15 protein-coding genes and 1 pseudogene are annotated in these 14654 nt (G+C 64.7%); 2 read left to right on the top strand and 14 right to left on the bottom strand.

What is annotated here, in order from left to right; genetic code table 11:
* The 5 genes and pseudogenes from A2J01_RS19965 to A2J01_RS19945 all read right to left on the bottom strand — a co-directional run.
* A pseudogene (locus A2J01_RS19965) lies at positions 1-104 on the bottom strand (DUF302 domain-containing protein); the annotation flags it as partial.
* A 42-nt stretch (positions 105-146) separates the two neighbouring features.
* Complete coding sequence (locus tag A2J01_RS19960) at positions 147-374, bottom strand: YgaP family membrane protein (RefSeq protein ID WP_058037328.1); 228 nt, start codon at positions 372-374, stop codon at positions 147-149.
* A gap of 52 nt (positions 375-426) precedes the next feature.
* Entirely contained in the window at positions 427-696 is a 270-nt protein-coding gene (locus tag A2J01_RS19955; protein WP_054802216.1) for a metal-sensitive transcriptional regulator, read from the bottom strand.
* A 116-nt stretch (positions 697-812) separates the two neighbouring features.
* A complete protein-coding gene (locus A2J01_RS19950; protein ID WP_064113405.1) occupies positions 813-2966 on the bottom strand; it encodes an MMPL family transporter in 2154 nt (717 codons plus the stop codon).
* Positions 2967-3277: 311 nt separating this feature from the next.
* Entirely contained in the window at positions 3278-4654 is a 1377-nt protein-coding gene (locus A2J01_RS19945; protein ID WP_064113404.1) for an MBL fold metallo-hydrolase, read from the bottom strand.
* Positions 4655-4970: 316 nt separating this feature from the next.
* On the opposite strand from A2J01_RS19945, the gene A2J01_RS19940 reads away from it, so the two are divergent.
* The gene (locus tag A2J01_RS19940; protein WP_064113403.1) at positions 4971-5375 is read left to right on the top strand and encodes a MerR family transcriptional regulator; all 405 of its coding nucleotides are present in this window, start codon (positions 4971-4973) and stop codon (positions 5373-5375) included.
* Positions 5372-6379, top strand: coding sequence for an organomercurial lyase (gene merB / locus A2J01_RS19935; RefSeq protein WP_064113402.1), 1008 nt, complete (start codon positions 5372-5374; stop codon positions 6377-6379). Before A2J01_RS19940 ends, merB begins: the two co-directional genes overlap by 4 nt.
* Positions 6380-6550: 171 nt before the next feature.
* On the opposite strand, the gene A2J01_RS19930 is transcribed toward merB, so the two are convergent.
* From A2J01_RS19930 to A2J01_RS19890, 9 genes are all read right to left on the bottom strand, one after another.
* On the bottom strand, positions 6551-6892 hold the full coding sequence (locus A2J01_RS19930; RefSeq protein WP_064113401.1) for a DUF3703 domain-containing protein: 342 nt from the start codon (positions 6890-6892) through the stop codon (positions 6551-6553).
* On the bottom strand, positions 6889-7398 hold the full coding sequence (gene lspA / locus A2J01_RS19925; RefSeq protein ID WP_064113400.1) for a signal peptidase II: 510 nt from the start codon (positions 7396-7398) through the stop codon (positions 6889-6891). Before lspA ends, A2J01_RS19930 begins: the two co-directional genes overlap by 4 nt.
* The gene (locus A2J01_RS19920; protein WP_064113399.1) at positions 7395-9344 is read right to left on the bottom strand and encodes a heavy metal translocating P-type ATPase; all 1950 of its coding nucleotides are present in this window, start codon (positions 9342-9344) and stop codon (positions 7395-7397) included. Before A2J01_RS19920 ends, lspA begins: the two co-directional genes overlap by 4 nt.
* Positions 9341-9718, bottom strand: coding sequence for an ArsR/SmtB family transcription factor (locus A2J01_RS19915; protein ID WP_064113398.1), 378 nt, complete (start codon positions 9716-9718; stop codon positions 9341-9343). Before A2J01_RS19915 ends, A2J01_RS19920 begins: the two co-directional genes overlap by 4 nt.
* A gap of 673 nt (positions 9719-10391) precedes the next feature.
* Positions 10392-12149, bottom strand: a complete 1758-nt coding sequence (arsA, locus tag A2J01_RS19910) for an arsenical pump-driving ATPase (RefSeq protein WP_064113397.1) — start codon at positions 12147-12149, stop codon at positions 10392-10394.
* A gap of 16 nt (positions 12150-12165) precedes the next feature.
* On the bottom strand, positions 12166-12573 hold the full coding sequence (gene arsD, locus A2J01_RS19905) for an arsenite efflux transporter metallochaperone ArsD (protein WP_064113396.1): 408 nt from the start codon (positions 12571-12573) through the stop codon (positions 12166-12168).
* A 59-nt stretch (positions 12574-12632) separates the two neighbouring features.
* Positions 12633-13043: an arsenate-mycothiol transferase ArsC gene (locus tag A2J01_RS19900; RefSeq protein ID WP_064113395.1), complete on the bottom strand. Its 411-nt coding sequence runs from the start codon at positions 13041-13043 to the stop codon at positions 12633-12635.
* A gap of 27 nt (positions 13044-13070) precedes the next feature.
* Positions 13071-14057 carry a thioredoxin-disulfide reductase gene (gene trxB / locus A2J01_RS19895; protein ID WP_064113394.1) on the bottom strand — a complete coding sequence of 329 codons (987 nt, stop codon included), beginning with the start codon at positions 14055-14057 and terminating at the stop codon, positions 13071-13073.
* Positions 14058-14098: 41 nt separating this feature from the next.
* Positions 14099-14515, bottom strand: a complete 417-nt coding sequence (locus A2J01_RS19890) for an arsenate reductase ArsC (RefSeq protein WP_064113393.1) — start codon at positions 14513-14515, stop codon at positions 14099-14101.
* Positions 14516-14654 lie beyond the last annotated feature (139 nt).

Raw genomic sequence — 14654 nt, 5'->3', positions numbered from 1 at the left:
ATCTCGGTGAGTATCCCGAAACCTTGCTCCGACAATGCCTTACGGGTGCGTTCGACAGCGTCGTCGAACGTGGTGTTCAGGGTGGTCGTGAGTGCGAGTTGCATGATCTACGTCCTTTTTTCGGGGGATCCGGGGTCTGGGATCGGTCAGCGGGTGCCGAGCCGCGGGATGCCGAGGCGTTGGAGTATCAGGCTCATCGGGCACCATCCCACTGCGCTGTAGAGCAGGAGATTCGCAGCGACGAACGTGGTGAGAAGCAGCCACCAAATGGAGAAGGCGAGTGTCAAGGCCACGCTGAGCAGGACGACTACCCCGCCCAATAGTGGAACGATCCGTTCGATGGTCCAGCCGTGGTGCCGTGGGAGAGCTGTCATGACTGTCCGTACCGTCCTTTCTGTTCGTTGTTCCGCGATCGCCGCCGCGGTCTCAGGCGAGTGCGAGGAAGAGCTTTTCGAGTTCCGCCTCGGTCATCGGTTCCTTGCCATTCTCGCGGTTGCCGGTCATGCATTCGCGAAGGCCGGTGGCGACGATCTTGAAGCCGGCCCGGTCGAGTGCGCGTGAGACCGCGGCGAGCTGGGTGACGACGTCCTTGCAGTCTCGGCCCTGTTCGATCATCGAGATCACTCCGGCGAGTTGGCCGTGCGCGCGGCGGAGTCGGTTGAGTACCAATGCGATGCTGTCGTCGTCGCCGACCATGGGAGTTCCTTCCGAAGATGAATCAGTAACCTCAAATATACCCCTATGGGTATATCCGGGTGGGTGGTTCGTCAGATCTGTGCGTCACAGCTGCCGAACCACGCCATCCGGACCTGTCAGTGCGAGAAACTGATGTTGGGCAATACCTTTCGCAGCCACGCCGGGGACCACCATGCGGCATGCCCGGTCAACCGCAGGAGCACCGGCAGCAGGATCAGCCGAATCAGTACCGCATCGAGCAGTACAGCGACACCGAGAATGATGCCCATCTCCTTCGGCGGCAACGGATCAGCGAGCGCGAAGGTGAAGAACACGGCCACCATCACCGCGGCAGCGGCGAGGATCACCCGCCCCGAATGAGCCAGGCCGTCGACGTGCGCGACCTTGGGATCACCTGAGCGCTCGTAATGCTCCTTCGCCGTGGCCAACAAGAAGACGGTGTAGTCCATGGCGATCGCGAAGATCATCGCGAAGAAGAACACCGGCCCCCACCCGTCGAGGAACCCCTGCGGGGTGAAACCGAGCAACGACGCTCCGTGCCCGTCCTGGAAGATCAGCTTCGCGACCCCGAATGCGGCGGCGGTGGAGAGCAAGCTGACCACGGTACCGAGGATGGCGATCAACGGCGCCTGCAGCGCCACCAGGAGCAGCAGGAACCCGAGAACCAGGATGATGCCGACGATCGGCGGGAGGTAGTCGTTCAGCGCTTGCTGCAGGTCGAGGTTCTCCGCCGGTGCGCCGCCCACCAGAGCGCCCGAGGGAAGGTCCGCACGCAAGGTGTCGAGGATGGCTCCCATCTGTGCGTCGGACGGATCGACGGTAGGCATGGCCTGCAACATCACAAAGTCGCTGCCATCGAGTGCGGACTGCGGCGGCGTCACCATGGCGATACCTTCGGTCGCGGCAGCAGCCTTCGCGGTCTCGGCGCCCTCCGCGGCGGGGGCGATGATCTGCAACATGCCCGGCGCCCCCTCCCCCATCTGAGCTTGGACGAGTTCGTAGCCCTGGCGGACCGGGGCGTCGGAGGGGACAACCGCGATGGAGGGCATCGCCACCTTGAGCCCGAGCACCGGGATCGACAGCGCGATCAGCACCAGGAGAGAACCGATGGCGAACGGCCACGGGTGCTTGTGCAGCAGCTCGCCCCAGGCGGCGAACTTCGGTGAGCGGTGTTCCTGACGCTTGGCGTAGGGCAAGGATCCACCGTTGACCTTGGTGCCGAGCATCCCGAGAACGGCAGGCAACAGAGTCATCGAGGCCAGGAGGACGAAGAACACGGCGAGCATGATGCCGATAGCCATCGTCCGCACGGCCGGTGCCGGAACCAGCAGGACCGCAGAGAGGCTCACGAGCACCGTGATTCCGGACAGGACGACGGCCTTGCCCGCGGTATCCATGGTTTCCGCGACCGCCGCCCGCGGTGACGATGCATGACGTATCGCGTCGCGGAACCGGGAGACGATGAACAGGGCGTAGTCGATACCGAGGGCGAGGGCGAACATCATCGCGAAGTTCATCGCCCACACGGAAATCGGGGTGATCTGGTTGAGCAGGACCAGTCCGCCCGCGGAGGCGACGAGTCCGGCCAGGGTCAGCAGCAGTGGGAGTCCGGCGGCGACGAGGGACCCGAAGGCGAGCACCATGATCGCGAGGGTGACCGGCCAGGAAAACAGTTCGGCCTGAATCATCGCGTCGTGGTTGGCCTTGTTGAAATCACTCCACAGTGCCGATGCGCCGGTGGGATAGACCTCGATGCCGTTTCCGGACAGGGCGGTCAACTCCCCCTTGAGATCGTCAACGGCCTTGACCATCTCGTCGGTGCTTGCGTTCGCGCCCGCGATGAGAATTCCGGTGTGCCCGTCGGGGCTGATGGACATTCCCGGCTGCGGCGCGATGATCGCACCGAAGCGAGGGTCCCCGGCGAAGACATCGGTGACCTCGGTGAGGGTGCGCTGCATGTCGGGGCTGTCGATGGTCCGGTCATCGGAATGCACGACAACCTGGACGGCGGCGGAAGAGTTGCCGCCGAAGTGTGCCTGTGCGAGTTCGCGGACCTGGACGGATTCGGATCCGTTGGCCTGCCATCCGGCGCCGGCGAGGGAGCTGAACACCGACGGTGCGGCCGCGCCGAGTGCGATGAGCACGATCAGCCAGACACCGAGCACCCATTTTGCGTTGCCCGCCATCGATGCGCCCATGCGGCCGAGTACGCCGCCGGACGCGTGTGAGATCGGCGGAACGCCGTCCCTGACCTTGGTGTTACTGGACATTGGTTGACTCCTGAAAAAAGGGGGTGATGGGTGCGAGTATGGGCGGGTACCGGGTCATGGCACCGGGTCATCCGGTGCGGCGGGTCAGCGGCCGAAGAAGGACCGGAAGAACCCGGACCTCGGGTCAGGAGCAGGGGTGCAGGTACAGCGCCGCGCTGTCTGGACGCCGGCCATCACCTGGTCGGCGTGCTGGCCGCATCCTGCCCAAGTGGTCTTGGAGCAGGAAGAACATGTCGTGGTGTAACACATCTGGTATCTCCTTGTCAGACGTCGTGCCGCGTATGGGGCACGAGAGTTTTTCTGAATAGGCGCTATTCGGAAGATCGCTCGACCCAGGCCGTGTATCCGCCGACCAGGTCGCTGACGTTCTCGATGCCGTCGGCTCGCAACAGTGATGCGGCGACGGAGGAGCGCCAGCCGCCGGCGCAGTGCACGACGATGGGCATGTTTCGTGGCAGGTCCGCGAGTTGGGAACGCAACTGTGCGAGGGGAATTGACCGGGCGCCGTCGATGGCACCAAAGTCGCGTTCGCCGGGGTTGCGGATGTCGATCAACGTGACCGCGCCCGAGGCCATCGGCTCTTCGAGCTCGGACACCGTGGTGCGCAGCGCAGTGCGGACAAGGTCGGCGAGCGCGCCTGGGAAGGTGCCGTCGGCGTCGACGGTGAGGTACCCGATGGCGTTGTCGGATCCGATGCGCGCCAAGCGCATTGCCGCAACCTGTTCATCACCCGGATAGGTGATGAGTACGATGCGCTCCCCGATGTCGGCGACCATGCCGCCGGTTTCGGCAAACCTGCCGTCGAATCCGACATTGATCGAGCCGAGCAGATGCCCGGCCGCGAAGTCGTCGGGGGTGCGGGCGTCGAGAACGCGTGTTCCGCTGGCCATTTCGACCCGGAGTTCTCCCGGTGAGAGTTCGGAGATGCGCCGATCTTGTTCGAGGAGTGCGCGATTCGACTTGTTCAAAGCTACGGCGGCCGAAAAATACTCCGGCACCGCAGGTTGGCCGTCGGTGACCAGAGCGACGAATGCGTCTTCGCTCATCGGCTGCACCGACGGATTGGTGCGGCGTTGCTCGCCGATGGTGGAGGTCAGCTCGGAAGAGAGGTTCTTGCCGCAGGAGGATCCCGCGCCGTGAGCCGGCATCACGGTCACTGCATCGGGCAAGGTCAGCAGCCTCTCGTGGACGGTGCGATACATCGCCCGAGCCAGGTCGGTATTGGTGCCGTCGCCGAGATTGGCCAGGTCGGGGCGACCGACGTCGCCGATGAACAGCGAGTCCCCGGTCAGCACAGCAGTGGGCTCGGCGTCTCGATTCTCGCGAACGAGCAGGCTGATCGACTCCCACGTATGGCCGGGGGTGGAGAGGATTTCGATGTCCACCTCCCCCAGCGTCAGGTGCTCGCCGTGGCGCAGTCGACGAATCGGGAAATCGGTATCCGCGGCGTCGCCGAAACCGATCCACGAGCCGGTAGCCTCGACCAACTCAAGGTGACCGGAGACAAAGTCCGCATGAAAGTGCGTGTTGACAACACCCTCGATGATCAGACCGTATCGGGCTGCGTCCTCGAGGTATTCGGTGATGTCGCGGCGCGGGTCGACCACGATGGCGCGGCCGGTGCTCTCGTCGCCGATCAGGTACGACGCGTGTGAGAGGCATTCGATGTAGTACTGCTCGAGGATCATCGGACAACCTTCCCTGTTCTGTGGAGTGCGATGACTACAGGTTGCCATATACCCCCCAGGGTATGTCAAGTACCCCCGGGGGTATATGGTTGTGTGCCCTGGTTCGGCGAAGAAGTTGTTCACTCGTCTGTGCAGTGACAGCTTTGATCGGCGGCACTCGCCGGATGCCGTGTGAGCCGTCCACCCTCGTAGATGAGGGACGAGCGCACAAGGTTCGTTGGTTCTCGAGCAGACCGAGATACTTGGTGACCTGAAAGTCGGGGATTCCCGATAGACACTTGACTCGATAGTTGGGTACAGGGTTAACAATGGCGATATGCGGAGCAGTGAAGTTGCCACCCAGGCTGGGGTCAACGTCCAGACGTTGCGGTACTACGAGCGCAGAGGCCTGCTGGAGGAGCCCCCCAGGTCAGGGTCAGGGTATCGGGCGTATCCGGCCAATGCGGTAGCGGTGGTTCGCTTCATCAAGCGCGCACAGGAGCACGGGTTCACCCTCGACGAGATCGAGGAACTACTGCACCTCGCCGACGGCGGACCCGACGACTGTGCTGCTGCTCGTGAGCTGGCCGCAGCCAAGATGGCGCACCTCGCCGAAAAGATCGCCGACCTGCAGCGCATGCAGCAGTCGCTCGCCGAACTTGCCGCCACCTGCGATCTGCCTCGCGCCGACCGATGCTGCCCACTGATCCAGACCTTGCACGACACAGGAGAGACCCGATGAAACTAGAGATCCTGCAAGTCCCCGAGTGCCCCAACGTTTTGTTACTCGAGCGCCGGATCACGGAGGCGGTGGCCGGCGAACACATCGACGTCGAGATCACCCACCGTGTTCTCAATGACCAGGCCGCAGCCACCGAAGCAGGCATGACGGGATCACCGACCCTGCTCATCGACGGCCAAGACCCGTTCGCAGAGCCCGGCTCGGTGCCGAGCGTGTCGTGCCGTCTCTACCGGTCGGACGTCGGCGGCATCGATGGTGCACCGTCCGTCGCTGCTCTTCGCGCTGCACTGAACCTGGCCCCGGCCGATCAGTCGACTGAGATGCCGGCCGCTCCGGTCGACTGCTGTGCACCCGCGGCTGGAGACGGATCCCCGGTCGCAGCACTCGGCGCGTGGCGGGGCGCGGCGCAGCCCGCCGACCCCGCCGAAAAGGCCATTCATCACGCCATCTTGCGGGCGTTCGCAACCCGCGGAGACCCTCCACCGATAACCGAGATCGATGCGGTCGCTGCCGAGTTCGACTCGTCCGCGCAGCAGATCCTGGACCGGCTGCACGCCTCGGACGTGATCCGCCTCGACAGGTCGGGGCGGATCGACTCGGTGTACCCATTTTCCGCAACACCGACCGCGCACAGTGTTCAGATCGCGGGTGGTGCACGGGTTTACGCGATGTGCGCTATCGACGCGCTCGGCATGTCAGCGATGCTCGGCGGCAGTGAGGTAGTGATCGACTCCGCCGACGCGTCGACCGGCGAACACATCACCGTTTCAGTCCGCGGCGAAGAGACCACTGCGGATCCTGCGACCACAGTGGTGTTCATCGGGGCACAGTCAGCGCAGGGTCCGTCGGCGGATACCTGCTGCAATTACCTCAACTTCTTCACTGATCGCCCGGCCGCGGAGGCATGGTCGGCGGCCAACCCGCAGGTCGGTGGGATCGTGGTCGATCTCGCCGAGGCAACCCGGTGTGGAGCCGCGATCTTCGGCCCCCTTCTCAACACGTGACAGAACGGTTCATCCGGCTCTCGGTACGGGGAAGAATGCACCGAACGACCACTCAATCGCAGTGGTCGTTCGGTGGCGGGTAGCACTTACAGTGCTGCGGCAACCTTTCACGCAATTCGAAATGTGTAGTAATCCAGACAGAGCTGTCGCTCGGAATTCGGTACTGCTGAACTAGTCGCGAAGCATTTCGGCCAGATCATCTGGCACTGGCATGGGCTTCATCAGCCCTGCCTCGACGCGACCGGTGTTACCTTCGGGGTAGCGCCCAGACAGAGATCCGGGTGCGGCGACGATGATCCGCACGATCTGTCCGAGCGCCTCTCGACGGTCGTGTTGGCCTAGTGCGAAGGCAAGCATGGCGATGTGGTTGCGGGTGTGCGGCCACGGGTAGGGCTGGGAAATGATGTGGACGCGTTCGAGGTGCGCCCATCGTTGAGCGTCGTCGCCGGTGGTATCGGCGGCAGCCATCTCCGAGACATAGGCGGCTCGGATGTGGTCGGGCATCGATGTCATGACGAACTCTCATTCGGGGGTTCTTGCGTTGACTCCCGCAATAGTGCAGCCAGGAGCAGCACGACACCGCAGGTGATGTAAGTGTCGGCGAGGTTGAACGTCGGCCACCACCCAGTATGGAAGTAGTCCGTCACCTTCCCGTCGACGGCGCGGTCGATCACATTCGCGGCCGCGCCAGCAAACATCAGGGACAGCCCGATCATCGCTGCTAGTGAGCTGGAAGGCGCGGTGCGCCAGGCGTACACACCGATACCCGCAGTGATGACAGCCGTGACGGTGAGGACAATCCACATCGGCTGTTGGTCACCCATGCTGAACGCGACCCCGCTGTTATAGGCCAGCTTGAGTTGCAGCAGCCCGAAGTCAACGGTGCGGCCATCCGAAAGTTCCCGACGCGCAACTGGTTCGACAAACAATGCGACGGCAGCGAGGGCGACGACGGCGGACACGAAGACGCTCCTCAGACGCGGTGTCCGAGTCGAGTATTCGGTCGCGGTGTCGCTCATGCGCGGGCCCCGACCGGCGCCGACAGCTCAGAGGCGGGTGTAGTCAGGGCGGGGGCGCGGCCGGCGCGGACCCCGTTGGCGATGACCACGATCTCGGCGAGCTCGTGGACCAGGACCACCGCGGCCAGGCCGAGAACACCGAACAGTGCCAGCGGCATCAGGACGGTGATGATCGCGAGCGAGAGCCCGACGTTCTGCAGCATGATCCGTCGGGACCGGCGTGCGTGCGCCAATGCCTGCGGCAGGTGCCGCAGATCCTCACCCATCAGAGCAACGTCGGCGGTTTCGATGGCGACGTCTGTGCCCATCGCGCCCATCGCGATGCCCAGATCCGCGGTGGCCAGGGCGGGGGCGTCGTTGACGCCGTCGCCGACCATCGCGGTCGAACGGTGCCGGCCGAGTTGCTCGATGATGCGGGCCTTGTCCTCCGGGCGCAGGTCAGCGTGGACCTCGTCGATCCCGACATCGGCCGCGAGAGCGCGGGCGGTGCGTTCGTTGTCGCCGGTTAGCATCGCGACTTGGTAACCGTCGCGCCGCAGCCCGGCCACCACCTCGACCGCCTCGGGCCGCAGTTCGTCACGGACCGCGACCGCCCCGATCAACGCACCGTCGCGTTCGATCAGGACCGCGGTGGCCCCGGCGTGCTGCATTCGCTCCACCTCGGCCGCGAGGGATCCGGGCTCGATCCAGCCCGGTCGCCCCAACCGCACCGAACGTCCGTCGAGGTACCCGGTCAGTCCCGCACCCGTGACGGCCTCGACGTTCTCGGCAGCGGTGATGTCGTCGACGGCGGCGAGGATCGCCTTTGCCAGGGGATGTTCGCTGCGCGCTTCCAGCGCCGCGGCGACTTCGAGGACCTCATCGCGGGTGACGCCGGCAGCGGTGGCGACCTCGATGACGGTGGGACGGTTACGGGTCAGGGTTCCGGTCTTGTCCAACGCGATGCCACGGATACGGCCGAGGGCCTCGAGCGCGGCGCCGCCTTTGACCAGGACACCGATCTTGCTGGCGGCACCCACGGCGGCGAACACCGTCACCGGCACCGCGATCGCCAAAGCGCACGGCGACGCTGCGACAAGTACGACGAGAGCGCGTTCGATCCACACCCGCGGCTCCCCGAGCAGGCTGCCGACCGCCGCGATGAGCGCGGCGCCCACCAGGATCGCCGGAACCAAGGGTTTGGCGATGGTGTCGGCGAGTCGTTGGGCCTCGCCCTTGCGGGACTGTTCAGCCTCGACGATCCGCACGATCTTCGCCAGCGAATTGTCTTGCGCCCCAGCGGTGACCTTGACTTCGAGGACGCCGGTGCCGTTGATCGATCCGGCGAACACGTCGTCACCCGGTCCGGCTTCGACCGGGACTGATTCGCCGGTGATCGCGGAGACGTCGAGAGCTGTGCGGCCGGTCGCGATGGTTCCGTCGGTGGCGATGCGCTCGCCCGGCTTGACGATCATGATCTCGCCCAGCTGCAGCTCGCCGGGTTCGACTATCTGCTCCCTGCCACCGCGCACGACAGTGGCGGTCGCCGGAACCAGGGACAGCAGCGCCCGCAGACCGCGGCGGGTGCGGGTTACCGAGAATTCCTCGAGGCCCTCGCTGATCGCGAACAAGAACGCCAGCATGGCAGCTTCTTCGACCTTGCCGAGCAGTACGGCGCCGACCGCGGCGATCGTCATCAGAGTGCCGACCCCGATCTTGCCCCTCGCCAGGCGTGTGAGGGTGGCGGGGACGAAGGTGTAGCCGGCGACGAGCAGCGCGAGTGAGAACAGCGTCAGTGACGCCGGGTGGGGGCCGTCGGCCCATTCCACGATCAGACCGGCCACCAACAGCACCCCGGCGACCGCGGCGGCGCGGATCTCTGTGACCTGCCACAGTTTGTCCGGTTCGCGTTCCTCCTCGCCCTCGGTGCGAGGTTCGTCGGGGCCGCAGCCACACGCGTCACTCATGCGGTCACCCCCGAGCCGGCGTCGGCGCCGTAGTTCGGGCACAACGCGACTGCGGAACCCGTTGCGGCGAGCAGGGTCTCGGCAGAGGCCAGCAGGTCAAGCAGCTCGGGGTGGGAGAGGGAGTAGAACACCTGTCGACCCGCGGGGCGGCCGGTAACCAGTCCGCAGTCCCGCAAGCACGCTACGTGCGCGGAGACCGTGGATTGCGCCAGACCGAGTTCGCCGACCAGGTCCGCCACCCGCGCTTCTCCGCCGGCGAGGCGACGTACGATCGCCAACCTGGTCCCGTCGGAGAGGCTGTGGAACAACGCCACTGCGTTGTCGAGATCCGATCCGTTCTCGGTGGCCAGGCATACATCTTTATTGATCGTCATATTGCGATGATAGCCGAAAGCGACGATAATAATAGGGGCAGCCTGAACATTCCCGTTCAGGAATCTGCACTCAACGAGCGGAGGAGGTAATGATGAACGTGCTGACGAATCTGCAGGCGTGGTGGAACTGTCAAGTGATGATGGCCACCGGCACGTGTGGGACGTGCATGACGAACATGCCCGGCTGCTGCTGCACTCCAAGGGGATCCGGCCGTTTACGGTCATCTCGGGGTAAACCGCAAACGGCCGATATCTTCAGTCGCTGCGGCGGGAGCACTACCGACCTGGATTTCTCATCCGAAGTTCTCGACGAACCGACTGACCACCTGAAAGCATGCCCATCTACGACTGCCCTGGTGCCAACATCCCACACCGGACCAGTCGGGATAACCCAAATTTCCCAGACCAGCTTGAACAGACGACAGGCGTGCACTGTCGAATCCTTGCCCTGAGACCTCAAGCTCCATCGCTTGCTCCATGTGGCCGCTGCCGTCTCGCCGGCTAATGAGTTCAGGTCGCCACATCTGACCGACATACAACAACCGCTGCAAGTCAGGACCAATTGGAGCTTCGGTCTTGTCAGTGTGGCGACCTGATGCTCGTCGCAGTGTGGACTCTAGGCCAGGCATCCGACATTGTTGCTCACCAGTGAGAAGCCGATTCCGCGCATCGATTAAGACTTGCTCAACGCCGCCAAAGCGGATGTGCCGATGGGTTCTTCGGCGAACATCGGAACGACGGCGGTTCGTTGGCTGTATTGGTGTGTGATGGTGTCGATTTCGAGGACTTCTCCGGCTGCGCGTTGCTGCAGGAGCGGCGAGGTCGGTTCGGCAGCGGCGAGAGAGTTGTTGACCACCCACGCCCAAGGGTGAATTCCTGCGCGTTGTAGGTCGGCTTGCAGGCCGGCGGCTTCGAGGGCGGGGGTGGTTTCGGCGAGGGTCACGAGTAGGACTTTCGTGGCGTTCGGGTCCTGTAGTCGCATGAGCGGGGTGGTGAAGTTCGTGTTCTCACCCATGTGGCGGGCGATTTCCCGGTGGTAAGAGCCGGTGGCGTCGAGCAACAACAAGGTGTGCCCGGTCGGGGCCGTGTCCACGACGACGAACTTGCGACTCGATTCGTGAATCACCCGCGAAAACGCCTGAAAGACGGCCACTTCCTCCGTGCACGGCGATCGGAGGTCTTCGGCGAGGTTGGCGCGGCCGCGTTCGTCGAGGTTCTTGCCTTTGGTGGTCAAGACGCGGGTGCGGTACTGCTCGGTGGCGTCGGCGGGGTCGATTCGGGAGACCTGGAGGTTGTCGAGTTCCCCGTTCAAGGTTTCTGTCAGGTGTGCAGCCGGGTCGGTGGTGGTCAGGTGCACCTGGTGGCCGCGTTCAGCGAGGGCGACAGCGATGGCGGCGGCGATGGTGGTCTTGCCGACTCCGCCTTTGCCCATGCACATGATCAGGCCGTGATCGTCGGTGTCGAGTTCGTCGATCAGGGATGAGAGTGGAGAATTGGGCAGCTGCAGGGACGGGCCCGCTGAGGCGGCAGATACCGGGCTGAGGTCGGCAGCGAAGAGGCTCTCGAGTGCGTCGATACCGACGATATTGGTCGCTTTGAGCGGGACCTGATCGGCGGGCAATTGCGCCAATTCGTCGGGCAGCGCGGCTATCGCGGCTTGTTCACGCCGGTAGATCGCGGTCGCGAGCGGATCGGTGTCGTCCGCCGGCGCCGAAAGGACACCATTGATCACGACATGCTGATGGGTCAGTCCGATGTCGGCGAGTTCACGGTGCGTGCGGGTGATTTCGGCGAGCGTCGAACGCTGGGCGCGCGAGACCAGGACGAGGCGGGTCCGCTGCGGATCTGCGAGCGCGGCAACGGCGTCGGCGTAGACGGCGCGCTGCTTCTCGAGCCCGGACAACGGCCCCAGGCACGATGCGTCGCCCTTACCGTCGTCGAGGAACTCGGTCCACGATCCGGGAAGCTGCAGCAACCGGATGGTGTGCCCCGTCGGAGCGGTATCGAACAGGATGTGGTCGAAGTCCGCGGTGATGTCGCCTTGGCCGGAGAGCAGTCCGGTGAACTCGTTGAACGACGCTATTTCGGTGGTGCAGGACCCGGAGAGCTGTTCGGCGATCGCCGCGATCTCCTTCTCGGGGAGCAGTCCGCGGACGGGGCCGATGATCCGCTCGCGATAGGCGGCGGCGGCTTGTTCGGGATCGATCTCGAGCGCCGACAGCCCCTCCGCTGCGGGGATGTCGGTGATGGTGTTGCCGATGCTCATACCGAAGACCTGCCCGACGTTGGAGGCGGGATCGGTGCTCACGAGCAGCACTTTCTTCCCGGCGCGGGCAAGGGTGATCGCGCTCGCGCAGGCGATGGAGGTCTTTCCGACACCGCCTTTGCCGGTGAAGAACAGGAATCGGGGCGCATCGTTCAGGAACTTCATTGCGGTGTGGGTGCTTTCAGCAGCAGGTGGTGGAGTCGGCGTCGTCGGTGGAGCAGCATGCTGAGCCGTCGGCGAGTCCGAGCATGGTGATCCCGGCCGGTGCGTCCGCGGCTCCCGGTTCGGTGATGCCGGCCCATTTCGCGAGCTGGTTGCGGGTGGGATAAGTACCGGTCAGGACGGTGACTCCGTCGACGATCGCCAGCGGGAGCCCTTCGGAACCTGAGATTTTGAGGAAGGCTGCGACGGTGTCGTTGCCGGCGAAGGCAAGGGGGTCGTTGGCGAGGTTGTGGCGGGTGATGGTGCCGCCGTTGCTCGCGACCCAGTCGAGGTCGGCGGTGAAGGTGATCAGCGCTTGGTCGACGTCGTCGCCGCAGACGCCGGTGTTGCAGCACAGGGCCGGTTCGAATACTTCGATGGTGCTCATGGTGATGTCCTCTTTCCTATTTCGCGGGTCTTTCGATTGCGCGGCTAGCGGTTCCGATATCAGCGGACCGCTAGACGGGCAGCAAGGGCGGCGACGCGGGCGGCGATGTCGTCGCGGACCAGGCGCATTCGTTCGATTCCGTCGATGCCGCGTTCGGACGGCTCGTCGGTGTCCCAGTTCTCGAAGTCGGTGCCGGCGACGGGATCGACCTTCGCTTCGTTGCCCAGGGTGACGACGAGGTCGACATCGCGCACCAGTTGCGGATCGATCAACGTCGGAGCCTGTCCGGAGATGTCCACCCCGACTTCGAGGAGGGTTTCGGAGGACAGGGCGTTGACCGCGTCGCCTGGTTTCGTGCCGGCCGAGTACACGTCCACCTGGTCGCCGGCGGCTTTGCGCATGAGGCCGGCGGCCATCTGGGATTTGCCGCCGTTCTTGACGCACACGAACAGCACTGAAGGCTTGCTCATCGAAGTTCCTTTCGCTGGGTGTGGGAGTCAGACGGCGTCGACGGTGTGGCCGGCTGCGTCGAGCGTGTTGGCGGTGATGTCGCCGCGGTCGGCCAGCCAGCGTTCGGCGTCGATTGCTGCGGAGCATCCGGTGCCGGCAGCGGTGATCGCCTGACGGTACGTGTGATCGACCAGGTCACCGGCAGCGAAGACGCCGTCGACGGAGGTCGCGGTGGAACCGGGAGCGACGCGCACGTATCCGGCGTCGTCGAGATCGACCTGGCCCTTGACGAGTTCACTGCGCGGGTCGTGGCCGATGGCGACGAACATGCCGGTGATCTCGAGTGTGGAAGTTTCACCGGTGACGGTGTCGCGCACGACGAGGCCGGTGACGCTGTTCTCACCGAGCACCTCGACGGGCTCTGCGTTGGTCAGGAAGCGGATCTTCTCGTTGGCCTTGGCGCGCTCGAGCATGATCCGTGAGGCGCGGAACTCCTCGCGGCGGTGCACCAGGGTGACCGAGCGAGCGAAGCGGGTGAGGAAGGTTGCTTCTTCCATCGCGGAGTCGCCGCCGCCGACCACGACGATGTCCTGGTCACGGAAGAAGAAGCCGTCGCAGGTGGCGCAGGCGCTGACGCCGCGGCCGAGGAGACGCGCTTCACCTTCGATCCCCAGGTAACGCGCTGCTGCGCCCATCGCGAGGATGATCGCGTGCGCGGCGTAGGTTTCGCCGTTCGCGACGACCGTCTTGATCGGGCCGCTCAGATCGATCTCTTCGACGTCCTCGGTGCGGATGTCGGTGTCGAAGCGCAGTGCCTGCTCGCGCATCTGTTCCATCAGATCGGGGCCCATGATTCCCTCACGGAATCCGGGGAAGTTCTCGACCTCGGTGGTGGTCATGAGGGCGCCACCGAACTGGGTTCCCTCGAAGAGCAGGGGCGCGAGCTCAGCGCGCGCGGTGTAGACACCAGCGGTGTAGCCGGCCGGTCCGGAACCGACAATGATGACGTCATGGACCGTGGGCGGGATGGTCATAGTGTCTCTTTCACGGGATCGAATGCGGGAAGCGTGGGTGGTCAGCGCGATACCGACGGGGCGGTGAGTTCGGTGATCAGGGCTTGGACGCGGGTTTTGATCTCGTCGCGGATCGGGCGAACCGCGTCGATGCCCTGGCCGGCGGGATCGTCGAGGACCCAGTCGCGGTAGCTCTTGCCGGGGAAGATCGGGCAGGTGTCGCCGCAGCCCATCGTGATCACGACATCCGAATCCTGGACGGCGTCGGTGGTGAGGATTTTCGGGGTCTGGGCGGAGATGTCGATTCCGAGCTCTGCCATCGCTTCGACTGCGGCGGAGTTGATGGTGTCCGCGGGGGCGGATCCGGCGGAGCGGACCTCGATGGCGTCGCCGGCGAGGTGGCTCAGGAAACCGGCGGCCATCTGCGATCGGCCGGCGTTGTGGACACAGACGAACAGGACGCTGGGCTTGTCGGACATGAGGATGAAGGTTCCCTTCGAAGACGGAAGTAAGAGGTCGGTCAGACGGCGACGGGTGTGGTCAGTTCGGTGAGCAGTGCGATCACCCGCGCATCGAGGTCGTCGCGGATTGCCCGCACCACCGCGAGGGGTTGGCCGT

It is taken from the genome of Rhodococcus sp. EPR-134 (assembly GCF_001647205.1).
GTDB classification, from domain to species: domain Bacteria; phylum Actinomycetota; class Actinomycetes; order Mycobacteriales; family Mycobacteriaceae; genus Rhodococcus_F; species Rhodococcus_F qingshengii.
The sequence above is the reverse complement of the archived record's forward strand: the minus strand, read 5'-3'. Positions and strand labels throughout refer to the sequence as shown.

What these genes read in the sequence shown, in the direction of transcription:
- A2J01_RS19960 (WP_058037328.1), bottom strand. Translation starts at nt 374, where the DNA reads ATGACAGCTCTCCCACGGCACCACGGCTGGACCATCGAACGGATCGTT.
- A2J01_RS19955 (WP_054802216.1), bottom strand. Translation starts at nt 696, where the DNA reads ATGGTCGGCGACGACGACAGCATCGCATTGGTACTCAACCGACTCCGC.
- A2J01_RS19950 (WP_064113405.1), bottom strand. Translation starts at nt 2,966, where the DNA reads ATGTCCAGTAACACCAAGGTCAGGGACGGCGTTCCGCCGATCTCACAC.
- A2J01_RS19945 (WP_064113404.1), bottom strand. Translation starts at nt 4,654, where the DNA reads ATGATCCTCGAGCAGTACTACATCGAATGCCTCTCACACGCGTCGTAC.
- A2J01_RS19940 (WP_064113403.1), top strand. Translation starts at nt 4,971, where the DNA reads ATGCGGAGCAGTGAAGTTGCCACCCAGGCTGGGGTCAACGTCCAGACG.
- merB (WP_064113402.1), top strand. Translation starts at nt 5,372, where the DNA reads ATGAAACTAGAGATCCTGCAAGTCCCCGAGTGCCCCAACGTTTTGTTA.
- A2J01_RS19930 (WP_064113401.1), bottom strand. Translation starts at nt 6,892, where the DNA reads ATGACATCGATGCCCGACCACATCCGAGCCGCCTATGTCTCGGAGATG.
- lspA (WP_064113400.1), bottom strand. Translation starts at nt 7,398, where the DNA reads ATGAGCGACACCGCGACCGAATACTCGACTCGGACACCGCGTCTGAGG.
- A2J01_RS19920 (WP_064113399.1), bottom strand. Translation starts at nt 9,344, where the DNA reads ATGAGTGACGCGTGTGGCTGCGGCCCCGACGAACCTCGCACCGAGGGC.
- A2J01_RS19915 (WP_064113398.1), bottom strand. Translation starts at nt 9,718, where the DNA reads ATGACGATCAATAAAGATGTATGCCTGGCCACCGAGAACGGATCGGAT.
- arsA (WP_064113397.1), bottom strand. Translation starts at nt 12,149, where the DNA reads ATGAAGTTCCTGAACGATGCGCCCCGATTCCTGTTCTTCACCGGCAAA.
- arsD (WP_064113396.1), bottom strand. Translation starts at nt 12,573, where the DNA reads ATGAGCACCATCGAAGTATTCGAACCGGCCCTGTGCTGCAACACCGGC.
- A2J01_RS19900 (WP_064113395.1), bottom strand. Translation starts at nt 13,043, where the DNA reads ATGAGCAAGCCTTCAGTGCTGTTCGTGTGCGTCAAGAACGGCGGCAAA.
- trxB (WP_064113394.1), bottom strand. Translation starts at nt 14,057, where the DNA reads ATGACCATCCCGCCCACGGTCCATGACGTCATCATTGTCGGTTCCGGA.
- A2J01_RS19890 (WP_064113393.1), bottom strand. Translation starts at nt 14,515, where the DNA reads ATGTCCGACAAGCCCAGCGTCCTGTTCGTCTGTGTCCACAACGCCGGC.